Annotated in this window: 7 protein-coding genes; 3 read left to right on the top strand and 4 right to left on the bottom strand. The window is 34.1% G+C overall.

What is annotated here, in order from left to right; genetic code table 11:
- Positions 1–17 precede the first annotated feature (17 nt).
- Positions 18–6,641 carry an amino acid adenylation domain-containing protein gene (locus tag V6246_RS01115; protein WP_341558601.1) on the bottom strand — a complete coding sequence of 2,208 codons (6,624 nt, stop codon included), beginning with the start codon at positions 6,639–6,641 and terminating at the stop codon, positions 18–20.
- A 364-nt stretch (positions 6,642–7,005) separates the two neighbouring features.
- Between V6246_RS01115 and V6246_RS01110 the strand changes: the two genes are divergently transcribed.
- The 3 genes from V6246_RS01110 (at position 7,006) to V6246_RS01100 (ending at position 17,612) form a co-directional block, all read left to right on the top strand.
- Positions 7,006–7,788 carry a hypothetical protein gene (locus V6246_RS01110; RefSeq protein ID WP_341558600.1) on the top strand — a complete coding sequence of 261 codons (783 nt, stop codon included), beginning with the start codon at positions 7,006–7,008 and terminating at the stop codon, positions 7,786–7,788.
- Between the two features lie 325 nt (positions 7,789–8,113).
- On the top strand, positions 8,114–16,069 hold the full coding sequence (locus tag V6246_RS01105) for a T9SS type B sorting domain-containing protein (protein WP_341558599.1): 7,956 nt from the start codon (positions 8,114–8,116) through the stop codon (positions 16,067–16,069).
- A 181-nt stretch (positions 16,070–16,250) separates the two neighbouring features.
- Entirely contained in the window at positions 16,251–17,612 is a 1,362-nt protein-coding gene (locus tag V6246_RS01100; protein WP_341558598.1) for an exonuclease domain-containing protein, read from the top strand.
- A gap of 78 nt (positions 17,613–17,690) precedes the next feature.
- Here the strand turns inward: V6246_RS01100 and V6246_RS01095 are convergent, their stop codons facing one another.
- From V6246_RS01095 to V6246_RS01085, 3 genes are read right to left on the bottom strand one after another with little or no spacing between them, the layout of a single operon-like run.
- On the bottom strand, positions 17,691–18,425 hold the full coding sequence (locus tag V6246_RS01095) for an acyl-CoA desaturase (protein ID WP_042500276.1): 735 nt from the start codon (positions 18,423–18,425) through the stop codon (positions 17,691–17,693).
- Between the two features lie 58 nt (positions 18,426–18,483).
- On the bottom strand, positions 18,484–19,056 hold the full coding sequence (locus tag V6246_RS01090) for a Crp/Fnr family transcriptional regulator (RefSeq protein WP_042500278.1): 573 nt from the start codon (positions 19,054–19,056) through the stop codon (positions 18,484–18,486).
- A 50-nt stretch (positions 19,057–19,106) separates the two neighbouring features.
- A complete protein-coding gene (locus V6246_RS01085) occupies positions 19,107–19,871 on the bottom strand; it encodes a hypothetical protein (RefSeq protein ID WP_341558597.1) in 765 nt (254 codons plus the stop codon).
- Positions 19,872–19,990: the final 119 nt, after the last annotated feature.

The raw sequence follows: 19,990 nt of genomic DNA, 5'->3' as shown, positions 1-19,990 counted from the left end.
TAAAAAATATAGTTTTCTTACAGTTCTATTTTAGCGAAACCACTCTCTACATTTAGATCTTCGATAAACCATGCAGGATTACCTTTTTCATCCATGCCAAGACGCGCTCCTGTTAATGGTGGTTTATTTAAAGAAGCAGTAAATAATGTGTTATTATTAGAATTAAAAATACCTGCCGAAATAAGTTCATCAAGACAAGAAGTAAATACACTTTTAAGCTTATTTATATCTTGTTCGTTATAAGCATTAGTTATAAAGCAAGGAAAACCATCCCAAATATGAATACCTTTTTCTCTCATTAAAACAAAAAGTAATTCAGAATAAGGTATTTCTTCTAAGAATTTTAATCGCCATAAAGAACCAAAGTAATTAACTTCAATTGGTAGCTTACGTTTTTTAATTTCAAGGATTAAGTCTGAAACTAAACTTTCAGTCATAGCTGTTAACCTAGTCTGTAATTCGGGTCCTTGTTCTTTCATAAAAATTAACGAAGCCTTAGAAGCTGCTAGAGCAAGTGGGTGACGAACGAAAGTACCTGCGAAATAAGTAACACCTACTTCAGGATAAGATTTATCTCCGTATTTCCAGAAACCACCATCAATGGCATCCATACAAGTACTATTTCCTGCAATCGCGCCAATAGAAAGACCTCCACCGATTACTTTTCCATATGCAGCAATATCTGCTTTTATATTAAATAAAGCTTGCGCTCCACCTGGGTGCATTCTAAACCCAGTAATAACTTCATCAAATACAAGTGCTGTTTCCGATGCTTTTGTAATTTCACGAACTTTATTAAGAAACTCAATAGGTTGAAACTCTGGTCTACGACTTTGTACTGGCTCAACAACAACGGCAGCTAACTCATGCGAACGTTGACGAATGATTTCTAAACTTTCATCTGTACCATATTCTAAAACTAATACATTTTGTACAGATTGAGATAAAATACCTGCCGCAGCTGGAAAAGTTTTAAGTTTTTTAGACCCTCTTACAAGCGCCTCGTCATTAATACCATGGTAGGAACCAGAAAATGCAACAACAAGCGAGCGGCCAGTAACGGTTCTAGCAATACGCATAGCACCTAAAACAGCTTCAGAGCCCGTATTACAAAGCGCAACACGCTCATGTCCTGTAAACTCACTAAGCAACTCACAAACCTCACCTGCTAGTGGATGTTGAGGACCTACCTCATAACCACTTTCAATTTGCTTGTGTAATGCTTCTTTGATAAAATCTGGTTGGTGACCAAATAAACATGATCCAAAACCATTTAAAGTATCAATGTATTCATTGTTGTCTAAATCCCAAAGGCGATTTCCTGATGATCTTTCAATAACAATAGGGTATATAAGTTCTTTTGTTTCTGGTTTAAAACCTGATACAACTCTTGGATCAGACATATGACTACGATGCTTCTGAGCATATGCCTTACTACCAGCTGTTTTAGTGTTATAGCTTTCAATTAAATTATCTAAAAAAGTCTTTTGACTACTGCTTACACCTGTTGATTTTTTTTCAATTTTTGGTGATGCACCAAAAGGTTTTTGATGCTCTTTTTTCTCGTCTTCTGATAAATCTTCTGGATCGATAATAACAGAAGCTATTATTGGTTTTTGGTCTTGAACAACAGGTGCAGGTTGCGGTTGAACAACCGTACTATCGTGACCTTGTAATAACTCCATTTGTTTCCCTAAAAGTTGTAATTGTTGAGCAATTAAGCCTAATGCAGTATTTTGATTAGGGTTACTTACAACATTTATAGGTTGTGTTGCTGGCGCACTTGGTGCTGCATAATTTTCAGGAGCTTGCGCTTGAACAAGATTAACATCTGAAGCCGGAGCGTAAACTTCTTTCGGTAAAATTTTATCGATATAATCTGCTAACAAATTTGGAGAACCAAGTTCATCATTTAACTGTCTAAAAGTAATTGGCGTGTTAAATTCGTTTTTAAAAGTTATAGCCATTTGAGTTAGCACTAAAGAATCTAAGCCAAGTTCTAAAAAACTGTGATTAAAATCATTAGCTTCAATTTCAACTCCAGAGTTTTCTTCTATAATCTCTGATATTTTATTAAGAAGGATAGGTTTTCTCATAAATTTATAATCGGTATTATGTACTAGACCAATAGACTGATCTTTGGTATTTACTATATTATTTATTTCTTTATTAGCGTCCAATGGGATAGATAAAGGCTCTACCCAACAAGGTTTACGATCAAATACATATGATGGTAATAAAAGTTTTTGTCTGGTTTGTTCCCCATAAAAAGAGCTCCAATTAGGTTCTACTCCGTGTAGCCATAAAGTACCTAATGCAGACAATACAGAATGGTGAGCTGTTTCATTTTCTTTAGGAAGCGATAAACTAGCAATAGAGGCTAAAGATTTTAAACCTGATTTTTGCATTGACAAAGTTGTTAATGCACGGCCAGGGCCTACCTCTAGTAATAAAGGATCTTCTAGTTTTAAAACAGTTTCCATCGCTCCCGAAAAGTTTACGGTTGCTCTTAAGTGATTCGTCCAATATTCTGAACTAGTCGCTTCGCTATCTGTTAACCAATCTCCAGTTACTGTAGATACAATAGGTAATCGAGGAACACTTAATGTTATCTTTTTTACCTCTGTTTCAAAAACATCTAAAACAGGATTCATCATTGTAGAGTGAAATGCATGACTTGTTAATAAAAGCTTATTAGCAATATTTTCTGCTTCTAAGACTTTTGAAAAACTTTCAATTTCATTATCAGGACCTGAAACTACAATTAATCGATCTGAATTGATAGCAGCAATGGATAGTGTTTCAGGAATTATATTTTTAACATGTTTAGCATTAGATCGAACAGATAACATGCTACCACCCGGAAGTTCACTAACTAGCTTACCTCGCATTGTAATAAGATGTAATGCATCTTCTAAAGTAAATATACCAGCTAAATGGGCTGCTACAAACTCGCCAACACTATGGCCACAAAGTAATGTTGGCTTTATTCCCCAACTCATCCATAGTTGCGAAAGCGCGTACTCTACAACAAATAATGCTGGTTGTGTGTATTTGGTGTCTTTTAATTTTAATTCAGCCTCTTCTGAGTTTTCATCAGGATAAATTATTTGTCTAATATCTAATTTTAAATAAGACTTTAATAACTCAGCACATTTATCTACAGCTACTTTAAATATTTTTTCTTCAGTATAAAGAGATTTACCCATTTGAAGGTATTGTGCACCTTGCCCTGGGAATAAGAAAGCTAATTCACTAGAGGTAATACTTAGTACATTTGTTTTAATATTTTTATTGTCGTCTAATAATAATTTATTAGAAGCATCTTCTGTATTCTCAGCGATTACAAAACCTCTGTTTGTGAACGAATCTCTCGTATTAATTAAAGAATGAGCAACATCTGCAAGTGAAAAATCAGAATTTGTTTTTAAATAATGACCTAATTTAGATTGGTACCCTTGTAAACTATTTTGTGTTTTAGCTGACCAAGGTAAAATTTGTAACGATCGCGAAGCACTAGAAACTTTTTGTTCATTTTTATATTCTTCGACAACGATATGCACGTTTGTTCCGCCAACACCAAAAGAGCTAATTCCTGCTTTTCTGAGACCATCAGATTCCCAAGCGTTTAATTTATTATTTACGTAAAACGGGCTATTCTCAAAGTCAATAGATGTATTTGGTTTCTGAAAACCTAACGAAGCTGGAATTTGTTTATGCTTTAGCGCTAATATTGTTTTAATCATACCCGCAACTCCTGCCGCAGCAGTAAGATGCCCCATATTACTTTTAATAGAGCCGATAGCACAATATCCATTAACAGCTTGTTTTCCAAAAGCCATTTTTAGTCCTTCAATCTCTATTGGGTCACCAATAGGCGTTGCCGTACCATGAGCTTCAATATAACTAATTTCAGAAGGCTGTACACCGGCATCAAGTAATGCGTTAGATATAGCGCCAGCTTGACCTTCTGTACTTGGAGCAGTAAAGCTTCCCTTATTACCGCCATCGTTATTTAAACCAACGCCTTTTATCACTCCGTAAATAATATCTCCATCAGCCTTAGCATCTTCTAAGCTTTTAAGAAGTACTACACCAGCACCATCACTAAATACAGTTCCTTTACCATTTTCATCAAAAGAACGGCAATGACCATCAGGACTAAGCATAGAACCTTCTTGATAAAGGTGTCCGCTGTGAATAGGTGCCGTTATACTTGAGCCTCCTGCCAAAGCAACATCACAACGACCATTTCTAATAGCATCTGCAGCTTCTGCTATAGCTAATAAAGATGTTGAGCAAGCAGAGTGTACACTTACTGCAGGCCCTTTTAAATTTAAATGATATGCTGTTCTTGATGATATATAATCTTTTTCGTTAACCGTATTGGCCTGAAGTACACCAACTTGTTTTAATAATTCTTTATTAGGTAGTACGTTATTTTTATAGTAAGTATTTGTACCTGTACCAGCATAAACACCGATACTCCCTTTATAATGCTTTGGAAGATGACCTGATTGCTCCAAAGCTTCCCATGCTATTTCTAAAAATAAGCGTTGCTGCGGATCCATTGCTTCGGCAAGTTTTTTGTTTAAACCAAAAAACTTTGCGTCAAATTCTTTAACAGAAGGTACAATACCTCTAGCTCCTACATAAAGCGGATCATTTCTTAAAGATTCTGAAATAGATTTATCAAGTTCTTCTGGAGTAAAAAACGAAGTCGTTTCTTTTCCATTTTTAAGAACATCCCATAGCTCATCAATTGATTCAGCTCCGGGGAATCTTCCTGCCATACCAATAATAGCGACATCGCTAGATGCTTTATTCTTTTTTACTTTTGAATAATCAATAGAAGGCGCTGTTTTGTCATCATTTTCAATATACGTTGCTATTTCTTTTATAGTAGGGTGTTGGTAAATTTTTGTTACTGGTATTTTTAGTTTAAAACGCTTCCTCATTAAGGTTGCTACTTTTTGAGTAAGGAGTGATGTTCCTCCCATTTCAAAAAAGTTGTCATCAATACCTATGCTTGGCACCTGAAGTTGCTCACTCCATATCAATGCGATATCTTTTTCTAACTTTGTGCGTGGTTTTTTGAAAAGTGGTGCAGAATCTGGTCTGACATATTCTGGTTGTGGTAATTTTTCTTTATCAATTTTACCATTTGTAGTAATTGGAAATTCGTTTAACCAAATAAAAATTGAAGGAATCATAGATTCAGGAAGAATCTCTTCTAATTGATTCCGAACAATATTCGAGTCTTGATTAACTGTTGCAGATTGTAAATAGGCAACCAATCTTGGTTCTCCACTTTTTAAATTATTAACTAAGACTGCATTTTTTTTAATATTTGGCAGTGTTTCAATAACTTTTTCAATTTCTCCTAATTCAATTCGATGTCCTCTAACTTTAACCTGTTGGTCTCTGCGGCCTAAACATTGCATTTGTCCATTAGGCAAAAGCTTCCCTAAGTCGCCAGATAAATACATTTTATTATTTGCAACAAAAAGGTCATCAACAAATGAAGCAGTAGTAAGTTCGGGCCTATTTAAATAGCCTAATGATACACCATCACCACCAATAACAATTTCACCAACTTCTCCTTTAGTAACATGGTTTCCTTTTTCATCAATTAAATAAGCGTGTGTGTTTGCAACAGGTTTTCCGATTGCAATTTGAGTATCGCCTTTAGAAATTTTTGTCAGAAAAGCACAAACAGTAGTCTCAGTTGGGCCATAAATATTCCATAATTCGCTACAAAGGTCTAGGAGTTTAGTAGCTAAATTTAGTGGTACAGGTTCACCACCAATCAATGCTTTAATTTTTAAAGGTGTTTTCCAGTCAGAATCTAAAAGTATTTGCCAGATGCTTGGAGTTCCCCACATCATGGTAATATTATCTTTTAAAGCTTTTTCTAATAGTATTTCACCATCAAGTCTTGTTTCTTCATCAACTAAAACAATAGAAGCCCCATGAAGTAATGGAAGAAAAACTTCCATTACCATAGCATCAAATGAAATGGTAGTAAGTGCGAAAATTTTATCTTCTCTACTAATTCCTGGTTCTACACCCATAGAATAAACTAAATTGATAGTATTAAGGTGAGAAACTTGAACACCTTTGGGCTTGCCTGTAGAACCCGAAGTGTAAATTATATAAGCAACCGATATTGGTTGTACTATTATATCAAGAGATTTTGAAGAATTATCATTTCTGCCTTCAATAATGTCTTCAATGAAAATGTTTTTAGACGTATCTGAAAGATCATTTTTAGTCGATTTGCAAATGATATAGCTTGCTTCTGAGTCAGCAATAATCATTTCTAATCTCTTTGTGGGGTAGCTAGCGTCAATAGGTACATAAGCAGCACCACATTGTAAAACAGCAAAAATAGAAGTAATTAAATCAGGAGACCTGTCTAATGAAATAGCTATAATCTGACCAGGGCGAACCCCTTTACTCCATAAGTAATGGGCTGTTTTATTTATATCTTCTTGTAGCTTACCGTAACAAATTTTTTCATTATCAAACTCTAAAGCTACGGCTTTAGGGTAAGCTATAGCCTGCTTCTCTAAAAGTTCATGAAGAGTTGATTTTGGATACTCCAATGTAGGTCCTAAGATATTATAAGCAGGTTTCATGGTTTACTTTATATTTTTTAATACTCTTTTTACTTAGAAAGAAATGCCTTTAACACTCCAAATCATGAAAGTATTTTGCATCTAAAATTGGAAAAACACACTTTACTAAGTCGAAATTAGTAAAGAATACTTACCCATTAATTAATTAGTTATATTTGCAGCAATTGATATAATTTGTATTATTTCGAGAGTATCAATTTTCTTGATACAAGAATAATACATATCAAATAAAAGGCAACAATTTCCTCTCGTAAATACTATAAAATCCGATAAACTAATTGTTAAGTTTGATTATTTTATCAGATTTCACTCTATTTTAATAACGGTATTATCATTGCTTGTGAAAATTAGTTTTGAATTTATTATGAAAGAATTTATTAAAAAAAATGAGATTTGGGTGTTTTTAATTCTAGCTCCCATCATATGTACAATTATTGTTTATGCCAGAATTAAAGGGTTGATTCCTGGTTTTGCTTATACACATGGTCGTTTTTACTCTCTTTTATTGTTACTTATTATTATTGTTAAATTTACAAGAGGCATAGAAGGCATAAAAAACATTTTTAAACCTATGCTAAACTGGAGAGTAAATCCTAAATGGTATTTATTTAGTCTATTATTTGCATTAACAATAGCTTCAATAACGCTCATACTAAAAGGTCTGTATTATGAAGGTGATTATAATAGTTTTTTAAAATTTGATCATACAGCTATAACTTTAAGAAGCAGCCTTGTTATTTTAATTTGGGCTTTTGTAGGTGAAGTTGTTTGGGTAAGCTATTCTGTTCGTGAATTATCAAAAATCACAAAACCATTTTACGCAAGTCAAATAGTTGGCTTTTTCTGGACATTATGGTGGGTTCCTGTCGTTTATTTAAACGCAGGTGTTATTACTGATCTACCAATAATACCTTTATTATTTAACATGCTAGGAGCCGCAGGTATGTGCACTTTTGTTTATTCAAAAACTAAAAGCGGCATTTGCGTTTGGCTGTTACAATATATGCTAAATATGTCTATATTAATATTACCTGTTTCTCCTACCGTTGGTGGTACAGCTACTTATACTGTTTTTTCTATTATTTATTTTATCACTATGTTAGTTTTTATGTATTTTTTAAACCCTACAAAAAGAACAACTTTATAGGTTACAAATTAATATAAATTTTCACTTTATTTCACTACACCTTAAAAGCACCAACAATGAAGTTGATATAGAACGGGCTAACTTTATAATAACCTAACATCTATACCTTTAGAAAACACAACATGTTACTTATCCAAAAGAGCCAATAATTCCAAATTCCGTATTCAAAACTAAAACACCGCAATATTAAACGTCAACCACTCCTCAAAAACCAATCAATACAACACCCATAAAACGAGATACGTCGAACAAAGAATACTTAAAGCTTTGTTAAATCTAATTTTCCATATATTTATTTTTTTATTAAAATAATTAAGACAATTATATGTGGCATTATAGGTCCCTCCTTATATCCCTGATATTACCAACCATACTTTTTTCACAAAATATTACCCCTTCAATCGAAATTAGTGACGCAGGAGGTTTAACAGATATTTTGGTAGATTGTGATTACCCCACAGATGCCGATCGCTGCTTTGTTTTACAAGCCAATTACACTACTATTTACGAAACCACTTCTTATCAAGTAAACAGTATACCTTTTACTAACTTATCTAGTTTAACTAACGAAAGTTCGGTAACCGTTTCTGCCGACGATAAATGGAGTTCTGTTTTATCCTTACCTTTCGATTTTTGTTTTTATAACGAAGGTTTCAATTCCTTTATTCTTGGAGATAATGGTCTAATCAGTTTCAACACGACACTAGCTCTTGCCGACAGCCCTTATTTTTCAGGAAGTTTACCAAACTCATCCATGCCAACCAATGCTATATTTGGTGCTTATCACGATTTAACAAACGATGATAATGTGTTTGGTTGCACCGACGACCCAAGCACCCCGGAAAACGAATGTGGAGAAATTAAAACCTATACTACAGGCACTGCTCCACAACGAACCTTTGTTATTAGTTACGAAAATTTAAACCATTTTAATTGCGAAAACACAAGGTCCACAACTCAAATTGTACTCTACGAAACTTCAAATATTATTGATGTTTATATAAAGGACAAACCAATAAACTGCGAAACAACATCTGGAGCTTATCGAAAAAATGCTTTAATAGGAATTCAAAATGAAGATGGAACTTCAGCAACAACGCCTACCGACAGAAATTCTGGTATTTGGAGCGCCTCTAATGAAGCTTGGCGGTTTACACCAAACGGAATTCCAACAACGGTAGTTCAATGGCGAGATGCTAGCAACACACTCATTGCAACAGGCGATCAAATAACCATTTGCCCAGAAGAATCGACAAGTTATACCGCTAGAGTCACTTATGATATGTGTATTGGCACCGATGTTGTTTTAGAAGATACCATAGATATTACCATTGATTTCTCTTACCCAATAGCTATAGACAATGTGCAAACCGTGTGCGACATTAACTTGGTTGGAGAAGAAACTATAGATTTAACAACCTATGCGCCATTAATGGTTGGCACACAAACTGGTTTAGTGTTGAGTTACTATAATTCTACAGACGATGCAAAAAAGGAAACGAACCCTATACCTACTCCAGCAAACTACCTATTAACGAACCCAACAGAAAATATATATGTTAGATTACAACGTGGCGTTGGTTGCTTTGATGTAGGTACACTAACCGTTAATCTAGAAGAATTAGCAACCTCACAACTCTCTCAAATTTCAGAATGCGATGTAGATAATGATAATTCAGAAATTATAACATTTTCCGATTACACCACGCAAATTATTGGTAGCCAATCTAGCGCTACACTTTCGTATCATTTAAATCAAAATGAAGCTGAAAACAATCTAAATCCACAAACCAATCTAACCGCTGCAAATGGCGATTCTGTTTTTGTTCGCTTAACGCTTCAACCCGATGAATCTTGTCCAAATATTGTAGAAATCCCTATAGTTCTTAATCCTGTTCCCGTTGTTGCACCTATTGAGGTTACGCTTTGTTCTAATATTGCTATTTACAATTTAACACAACATGAAACAGATGTACAATCGAACAATACCTCGGCTTTAAACTTTAGTTATCATCTTTATGAAAGTTGGGCGGAAAGAAACATCTATCCTTTTGATCCAAATGCCACGAGCAATCCAATAGACCCCGAAGTTTACCGTTTAAATAGCGCTTCTCAAATTTGGGTACGATCTTACACATCGAATGGTTGTATTGAAGTTTTTCCTATAAATTTCACATATATCGATGGTGTAACCGTTCAAAACAATAACCAAGTTAGTACAGGAACTATTTTCGATTTAACCACATCTATTAATGATATGGTCACCGATTTAACAGGTATTACTGTTCAATATTACGATTCTGAAAATGGAGCACAAATACAAGACCCGAGCAGTTTAATAAGTGATCCTGCTAATTTTGGAGTTACTAATCCTGAAACCGAAGTCTTTGTTGTTTTCACCAATACAGATTCTGGTTGTATCACCATAGGAAGTATCGAATTAGAGTCTGTTGGATTTTCCGGAGGAGCTATCGATGGAGATTTTCAAATTTGTGATACCGATAACGATTCCGAAGAATTAGTAACATTAAGCGCATATGATGATAGCTTAATTTCTAGTTTTGATGATTCTAGATACATGGTTGTCACCTATCATATTTTAGAAACCGATGCCGACGCTAATACTGGTGCTATTACCGAAATAAACATTACCACACCAACAACGCTTTATGCTCGTATTGCATTAGTTTTTGAAGGAACCGAACTCGATTCTACAGTAGAAGAAGTTAATTTAGATTTTCAAACCACCATACTTCTAAATCCGGTTTTAGCAACTATTTGCGACGAATTTGGTAACAACAGAGAAATACATGACATTACTCAATATGAAGATGCCATCACTACAGAAACAGGTGCTGTTTTCGAATATGAAGACATTTACGGACGAGACATTAGCTCACCAGAAACCTACAACATTATTGGACCAACACGAATTATTAATGTCTTTGTAACTACACCAGACGGCTGTACAACAGAAACCGATATTACATTCGATTTCTATCCAATAATAACTACCAACGACGCCGAAATTGAAGCTTGTGATAGCGATAACAATAATGAAGAATTAGTTAACCTAAACGATGCTTTACCAGATGTAAACATAAATTTTATAGACTATGAAGCTTCTTTTTACAATACCGAAGCGGAGGCAGAAACAGGCGAACCTACAGCACAAATACCAACACCTGAAAATTATTTAGCAACATCTAACCATTCCGTTTTTGTTCGTTTATATAATACAACCACAACATGCTATAACACAGCCGAAATAGAAATAACTATTGTTTCCATACCCGAGTTACGATCTAATATGCTAAGTATTTGTGATTTTGAAAATGATGGTATTGAAAACAATGTTGATTTATCCAATTTCAACTCAGATATTATTGGAACTCAAAACAACATTAATTTAACGTATTACAACAGTTTAGATAATGCAAACAACAAAAACACACCAATAACTACGGCGAATATAACAAACACCACTACCCTATATGTTAATCTTTCCGCACCAGATGGTTGCGATATTTCTGGAGCCATTAGCTTTAGCCTAATTTCCGCACCAGTAGTTAACAACATTGATGTTACTGTCTGCGATAACTTTACCGATGGCAGCGAATATTACGACTTGCGTTTAAGCCATAATGCTATCATTTCCGATCCTGCAAACCATACATTCCGTTATTTTACTTCAGAAAATAATGCTCTTAATAACAGCGGAGCAATTTCATATAGATATCTAATTACTAGTGTTCCGCAAACTATTTATATAAGGGTTACAAATAGAACCACGGGATGTTTTTCAATTGCCGAAATAACATTAAATTTCACTTTTCCTATCGCTGTAAACGACACCGAACTTACGGCTTGCGACGATGATTTTAACCTTTCCGAAGAGTTTGATTTAACCACTGCTATTCCGGCTATGTTAGCCAATACTACAGGACTTGATATTACTTATTATTCTGATGAAGTAGGCGCACAAACCGCAAATACAACTTTTCTAATTTCAACACCCGAAAATCATAATACAGCTTCAGAAACCGATAATATTTTTGTTAGATTCGACAATACATTAACGGGCTGTTTTTCTATAGGTCGCGTTATTTTAAAGGTACTCGCCACACCTAAATTAATTGATAGTAGTCATACTATTTGCGATACCGATTTCGACGGATTTTTCACGCTAAACTTAAGCGACTTAAATTCATTAATTATCCAAGATCAAACGAATCTAGTGTTCACATACTTCACCTCATTCTCAAATGCTGAAAATGAAACCGGAGCTATTTCTAACACTACAAATTATGCCATTCCAAATGATAATCATACCATTTATATTCGAGTAGAAAATCAATTTGGTTGTTGGGCTGTTGCAGCTGTTAATGTTAGTATTAGAACATCGACCAATGTTAATACGGTCACCGAAACTTTAGAAGCCTGTGACGATGATTTAAACAATTACTCCTTTTTCGATTTAACGACTTTTGAAAACTTATTCACTACCGAAATTGGAGCTACTTTTAGATATTTCAATACTAGAATGGATGCTAATTTGGAGCAAAACCAAATTCAGAATCCAACAGTACATCAAAATGTAAATCCAAATTCGCAAACTGTTTTTGTTCGAGTGTCTGTTCCCGATAAATGTGATAATATTACGAATTTCAACATTGAGACTATCCATATTACCCCACCAACGCTAACCAAAGCAACCTTTTGCGCGGGCACTTCTGTGGTTTTAGATATGGGATCAAATTACTCAACGTATACTTGGAGCACGACAGAGAACACACAATCCATTGAAGTTTCCGTTGAAGGAACTTACAGCGTAACTTTAGAAGATAGCGATGGCTGTATTGGTACATTTGATGTTGAAGTTGAAGAGTTACCTCTACCAAACGTAATTGCAACATCCATTACAGAATGTGATTATACAGGTGTTGCCGATGGATTAATGCAATTTAATCTCCATGATTATGACAATCAAGTTACAGGAAATAACAGCGACGTTACAACACATTTCTACTTGTCGCAAAGCGAATTAGACAATGATTCCAACGAACAAAATGCAACGTTTACAAACACAACAAATCCGCAAACTGTTTACGTAAAAGTCGTTGATAACACTACCGGTTGTTTCGATTCTACAACGTTGACCTTAAATAGCAGTTTTATAGAGTTAACTCCAAACACATATCAAATTTGCGATACCGATTTCGATGGTAATTACAGCTTCAACCTCAGTGAATTAAACACCTTAGTAGTTGCAAACACCACTAACCTAGCCTTTGAATATTACAATTCGCAAACCAATGCCAAAAACCAAAACGGAGCACTTTCTGGTATTTACACCATCCCGAATAATAACCATGATGTTTATGTTCGTGTGGAAAACAACTTAGGTTGTGCTTATATCACTTCCGTGGAAATACAACACAGAGCAGACACTTCCGTGGAAACGGTTACCGAAATACTAGAATCTTGTGATGATGATTTAGATGATTATGCCATATTTGATTTAACGGCTTTTGAAAACTTATTCACTACCGAAGTTGGAGCCACTTTTAGATATTTCAATACCAGAATGGATGCTAATTTGGAGCAAAACCAAATTCCAAATCCAACAGTACATCAAAATGTAAATCCAAATTCGCAAACTGTTTTTGTTCGAGTATCTGTTCCCGATAAATGTGATAATATCACGAGTTTCAATATTGAGACTATCCATATTACGCCACCAACACTTACCAAAGCAACCTTTTGTGCGGGCACTTCTGTGGTTTTAGATATGGGGATGAATTACTCAACATATACCTGGAGTACTACAGAAACCACGCAATCCATTGAAGTTTCCGTTGAAGGAACTTACAGCGTAACTTTAGAAGATAGCGATGGCTGTATTGGTACATTTGATGTTGAAGTTGAAGAGTTACCTCTACCAAACGTAATTGCAACATCCATTACAGAATGTGATTATACAGGTATTGCCGATGGATTAATGCAATTTAACCTTCATGATTATGACGATCAAGTTACAGGCAACAACAGCGACGTTACAACTCACTTTTACTTATCGCAAAGCGAATTAGACAATAATTCCAACGAACAAAACGCAACGTTTACAAACACAACAAATCCGCAAACCATTTACGTAAAAGTAGTTGATAACACTACCAGTTGTTTTGATTCTACAACGCTAACCTTAAATAGTAGTTTTATAGAGTTAAGGCCAAATACATACCAAATTTGCGATACCGATTTCGATGGTAATTACAGCTTCAACCTTAGTGAATTAAACACTTTAGTTGTTGCAAACACCGCGAACCTAGCTTTTGAATATTACAATTCGCAAACCAATGCCGAAAACCAAAACTCAGCACTTTCCGGTATTTATACCATCCCAAATAATAACCATGATGTTTATGTTCGAGTAGAAAACAGTTTAGGTTGTGCCTATATCACTTCCGTGGAAATACAACACAGAGCAGACACTTCCGTGGAAACGGTTACCGAAATACTAGAATCTTGTGACGATGATTTAGATGATTATGCTATATTCGATTTAACGTCTTTTGAAAATTTATTCACTACCGAAATTGGAGCCACTTTTAGATATTTCAATACCAGAATGGATGCTAATTTGGAGCAAAACCAAATTCAGAATCCAACAGTGCATCAAAACGTAAATCCAAATTCGCAAACTGTTTTTGTTCGAGTATCTGTTCCCGATAAATGTGATAATATTACGAGTTTCAACATTGAGACTATCCATATTACGCCACCAACGCTAACCAAAGCAACCTTTTGCGCGGGCACTTCTGTGGTTTTAGATATAGGTCTAAATTACTCAACATATACCTGGAGCACGACAGAAACCACACAATCCATTAAAGTTTCCGTTGCAGGAACTTACAACGTAACTTTAGAAGACAGCGATGGCTGTATTGGTACCTTTGATGTTGAAGTTGAAGAGTTACCTCTACCAAACGCAATTGCAACATCCATTACAGAATGTGATTATACAGGTATTGCCGATGGATTAATGCAATTTAATCTTCATGATTATGACGATCAAGTTACAGGAAACAATAACAACGTTACAACTCACTTTTACTTATCACAAAGCGAATTAGACAATGATTTCAACGAACAAAACGCAACGTTTACAAACACTACAAATCCGCAAACCGTTTACGTAAAAGTAGTTGATAACACTACCGGTTGTTTTGATTCTACAACGCTAACCTTAAATAGTAGTTTTATAGAATTAACGCCAGCCATATTATATGTTTGTGATGAATTAAATTCTGAAGACGGATTAAACACCTTCGATTTAAGCTTAGCGTCTCCTCAAGTTTTAATAAATTCAACTGAAAATTTTGACGTCGCTTATTATGAAACTTATCAAAATGCAGAACAGCAGATAGATCTATTAGCAAATAATTATCAAAATACTGAGGCTTATTCTCAAACCATTTACGCTCGTGTTGAAAATAACGAAGGTTGTTCATATATTGAAGAAGTTCTACTAGTTGTAAATAGCTTACCTAATATTGAAGTTACTCATGAAACTATTTATTGTCTAAATACCTACCCTGAGACCATCACCTTAGATGCTGGTTTAATTACGGGTTCTACAAATAATTTCACTTATTTATGGAACACAAACGAGACAACTCCTGAAATTGAAATTAACGAAATTGGAACATATAGCGTAACTGTAACATCTTTAGAAGGTTGTTCGAAAACAAGAGAAATTATTGTTTTACCTTCAACTATACCAACTATAGATCGCGTAGATATTATAGATGCTATGGACATACAAACCGTTACCGTTTATCTTAGCGAGAATAGTATTGGAGACAATGAATATGCTATAGACAGCGAATTTGGACCATACCAAGACAGTAATATATTTAATAATGTAGAAGGCGGATTGCACACCATTTACGTTAGAGATAAAAATGGTTGTGGTATAGATTCTGAGAAAATTTCAGTTATTAGTATTCCTAAATTCTTTACTCCAAATGGAGATAATTTTAATGATACATGGCTGCCTTTAGGCATATCTAGAGAATTCCAAACAGATGTTTCTATTTATATTTATGATAGGTACGGAAAACTATTAAATATTTTAGATCCCTTTGGCCCAGGATGGGATGGCACTTTTAAAGGTTACCCGATGCCATCTTCTGATTATTGGTACACCGTTGATTTTCAAGAACTTTTCAGCCAAAAACATCGTCAATTTAAAGGTCATTTCACTTTAAAACGATAAAAATCAACTATTTAAATCTTTTGCAAAATTTATCAAAATCTAATTTTTAAAATATTTCATTCACAATAAAATTCACAGCTACATATTAAAGCAATTATTGCTTACATTTGTAGTACAACAAAAAAAACACTTCATTTAAATATAGTGTAGTATTCCATAAGAATTTAGAAAGATTAGCATAATGATTTATACCGTAATTGATGTTGAAACCGCTGGACCAGGAAATAAACTTACTGAGATTTCTATTTTTAGATATGAAGACGATGAGTTAATAGATGAATTTACATCGCTTGTTGATCCTCAACAGTTAATCCCTGAATACATTACCGATTTAACAGGCATTGACGATTTGATGGTTGCTAAAGCACCAACATTCGCAGAAATTGCAGAAGATATTTTATCGATTACCCAAAACGCTATTTTTATAGCGCATAATGTGAGTTTCGATTATAACGCCATACAAAATGAATTTGCGGCAATAGATATAAAATTTGTTAGAAAGAAACTCTGTACCGTTAGACTTTCTAGAAAATTATTACCAGGCCACAAAACCTATAGTTTAGGTAAATTGTGTGCCAAATTAGATATTCCTATAGTAGGCAGACACCGCGCAAGAGGCGATGCTGAAGCTACTGTTATTCTATTTAAAATATTGCTAAAACAACCTACAGCAACAGAAGTTATTGAGTCTTTTTTAAAGAAAGCTACTAAAGAAACTAAAGTACCAAAACATCTTAAACAAGAAACTTTCGATCAGCTACCAAGTACCACCGGAATCTATTATTTTAAAGATGAAAACGATGCTATTATCTACGTAGGCCGAGCTAAAGATATAAAAAAACGCGTGCTAAGTCATTTTTCGAGTAAAGCAGAAAAGGAGATTAATTTATCTAAAGAATTAACCGATGTAGATTACGAGCTTTCAGGTAGTGAAACCATTGCATTACTTATGGAAGATGCCGCGTTAAAGGAACATCTTCCAAAATACAATCAAGCACCAAAACGTGCTCCTAAAGCGTATGCTATATTCAGTTACCAAGATAGAAATGGCATATTACATTTAGCTTACAATACGCTAAAATCTACGCCAAATGCCATACAGGTTTTATATAGTATTCAAGAATGTAACCATTACTTAGAGGTGCTTTGTAAACAGTTTAATTTGTGTCCAAAATACACGCATTTACAAGAAGGCACTGCAAATTGTTCGCTCTACCCTATTCAATCTTGCAAAGGTATTTGTGATAAAAAAGAATCGATGGCCTTATATAATCTTCGTGTTAAACAAGCTATAGATTATCTTAAAAACATGTCTAAAAATGTAATTGTAAAACAAAAAGGACGATATGAAAATGAAGAGGCTTTTATTTTAATTGAAAACAGCAGCTACAAAGGTTACGGTTTTATTGATAAGTACGAGCAAATTAATACTTCGGAAGATTTAGAACCTTTTTTAATTCCTCAACAAGACAACATAGATATTAAAAGAGTTTTGAATAAAATATTGATTAGTCCTGATCAAAGTGTCGTGCAAACCCAGTAACATATTTTAATTTACATAAAACAAAAAAGCAACCTAATTAGGTTGCTTTTTTGTTTTTACTATATAATACCGAATTTACTAACTAACGGCTTTCTTCAATTTAATAATATGTAGTTTATCTAAAACAACCATAATACAATACGTAATATCAACCTCAAACCAACGCACTCCAAAATTTGCACGTCCACTATGAGAATGATGATTGTTATGATAGCCTTCACCCATCATTAAAAAATCAAATGGTAATAAGTTTTTAGACGTATCGGCAACTTTAAAATTTCTGTACCCATAAATATGAGCAAACCAATTTATAATTACACCGTGTATTGGTGCCATTAAAAAAGCTACAGGCAAAAATAACCATTGCCACCAAGCAGTTGCAAAGAAAATAAAAAACACAGTGTATAAAGCAGCCCAAACTAATCGAGATACTCTAGAACTTGCAAATTTATCGAAAGACTCCCATTGCGGAACGTTTTTAGTAAACTTATCGGCAACCTCAATTCGTTTTTGATTTATATCTTGATAAATGTTCTTTGTACGCCACATCATAGAAAACACATTGGCATCATATTTAGGCGAATGCGGGTCTTTTTCTGTATCGGCATAAGCATGGTGCATTCTATGCATAACGCCATAACCATAAGCACTTAAGTAATTAGAACCTTGAAAAACCCAAGTTAAAAAGAAACATATACGCTCTGCTATTTTAGACATGGTAAAGGTTTGATGCGCCGCATAACGATGCAAAAAGAATGTTTGAAAAAACAAACCTGTATACCATAAAATGATAATAAAAATAAGAATACTCATAATCTTTGTTTAGATAACAAAGGTCTTATTACTTTATGGAAATTACAATGAACCTAGGTTAAGAAATTCGTTTCCTAATTCGGCTTAAAGCCTGCGCTGTAACCCCTATATACGAAGCAATGTATTTTAAAGGCACCTCTTTTATTAAGTTTGGGCGCTCTGTAAATAACTTAAGGTAACGCTCTTCTGCAGTTTCATTTAAAAGCGACTGTTCTCGTTTAGATTTTATAAGAAATAAACGCTCTGACGACATGCGCCCTATAACATTACCAACAAAACTTTTTTGATATACCTCTTGTAAATCTTCATAAGAAATACTCCAAATAACCATATTGGTAAGCGCCTCTATTTGGTAGAGCGATGGTTTGTGTGTTAAAAACGAATCGTAAGCGCTTATAAATTCATTTTCGAAACAAAACCCGAAAGTGATTTCTTTCTCTTTATCTTCCTTCGGAATTAAAAAACGTGCAATACCAGATTCTATAAAAGAGATGTAGTTCTCCACCTGACCAACTTCGGTAAGTTTATCTTTTTTATTAAACTCGCGCTTAATTAATTTAGATGAAAACAACGTCCAATCGGTATCATTTACCGTTATGGTCTCTTCTATATAGGCTCTAATATTTTTCATTTAAAACTATTCTAGTTCTCGAAAAACTCTGGATAAAATATGAATTAAAATTATTTTATATACGCATTAAGTAACTCTTTCAAAAGTAATATATCTTGTTCTTTATTACGTACTAAACGATTTTCTTTATCATTTTCAAAAGCGGCATAATCAATTTCAACTAAATCGATTTCTTTCTTTTGCAGCACGTCTCTACGTCTTTTATTATATTTTTTTATTTGTTCAGCTCTAGTTATACCACTAACCGTCATTACATTTAGCTTCTCTTCATCTTGGTCGGCTTCACTTTCCTTTTCTAAGAACTCAACAACTAAATTGGCATCTTTATAAAAACCTGCTAATGGCAATTTTGTTCTAGTTTTTCCTCTTTTATGCATATCTCCTAATAAAAAAGGAAAGGTATGCTTACGCGATGCTTTTTCGTTAAGCACCTCATCGCATAGGTCTAAAACATAGAACTCATCACTATTTTCTCTTGTTTCTTGAGCTTTTTCTTTTTTAGAAACCGCACCAATAGCTTCATTCGGTACAAACTCTGCTCCTTCTCTTAATAAATACCAATAAACCGCTGTTTCTGTACGTTCTGCATGTACAGCAGGAATTTTATCTAAAGCTTTTTCTTTATCTAAAGCTCTAAAAACTTTACGAAGCGGTAACCCTTTTTTTGTGTCTTTTGTAAAAACACCTGCCTCTATTAAATCGGACATAAGATCCTTAGCAGGAATCGAATTTTTATCCGTATTTGTATTAAAATAATTCTCTATTACTTTATTAATTTGAGCGACTTGATCTTCGCTAATATTACTATTCTTCATGATTATAACTTTTATGCTAATTGTAGCAACTACAATTAAAACGGCCACAAGATAAGCCAATATTATTACGATGTAATTATACTACTCGTTTTATTAATCTTAAACACATCATTTTACCA

It is taken from the genome of Algibacter sp. TI.3.09 (assembly GCF_038154905.1).
Taxonomy (GTDB): domain Bacteria; phylum Bacteroidota; class Bacteroidia; order Flavobacteriales; family Flavobacteriaceae; genus Algibacter.
The sequence above is the reverse complement of the archived record's forward strand: the minus strand, read 5'-3'. Positions and strand labels throughout refer to the sequence as shown.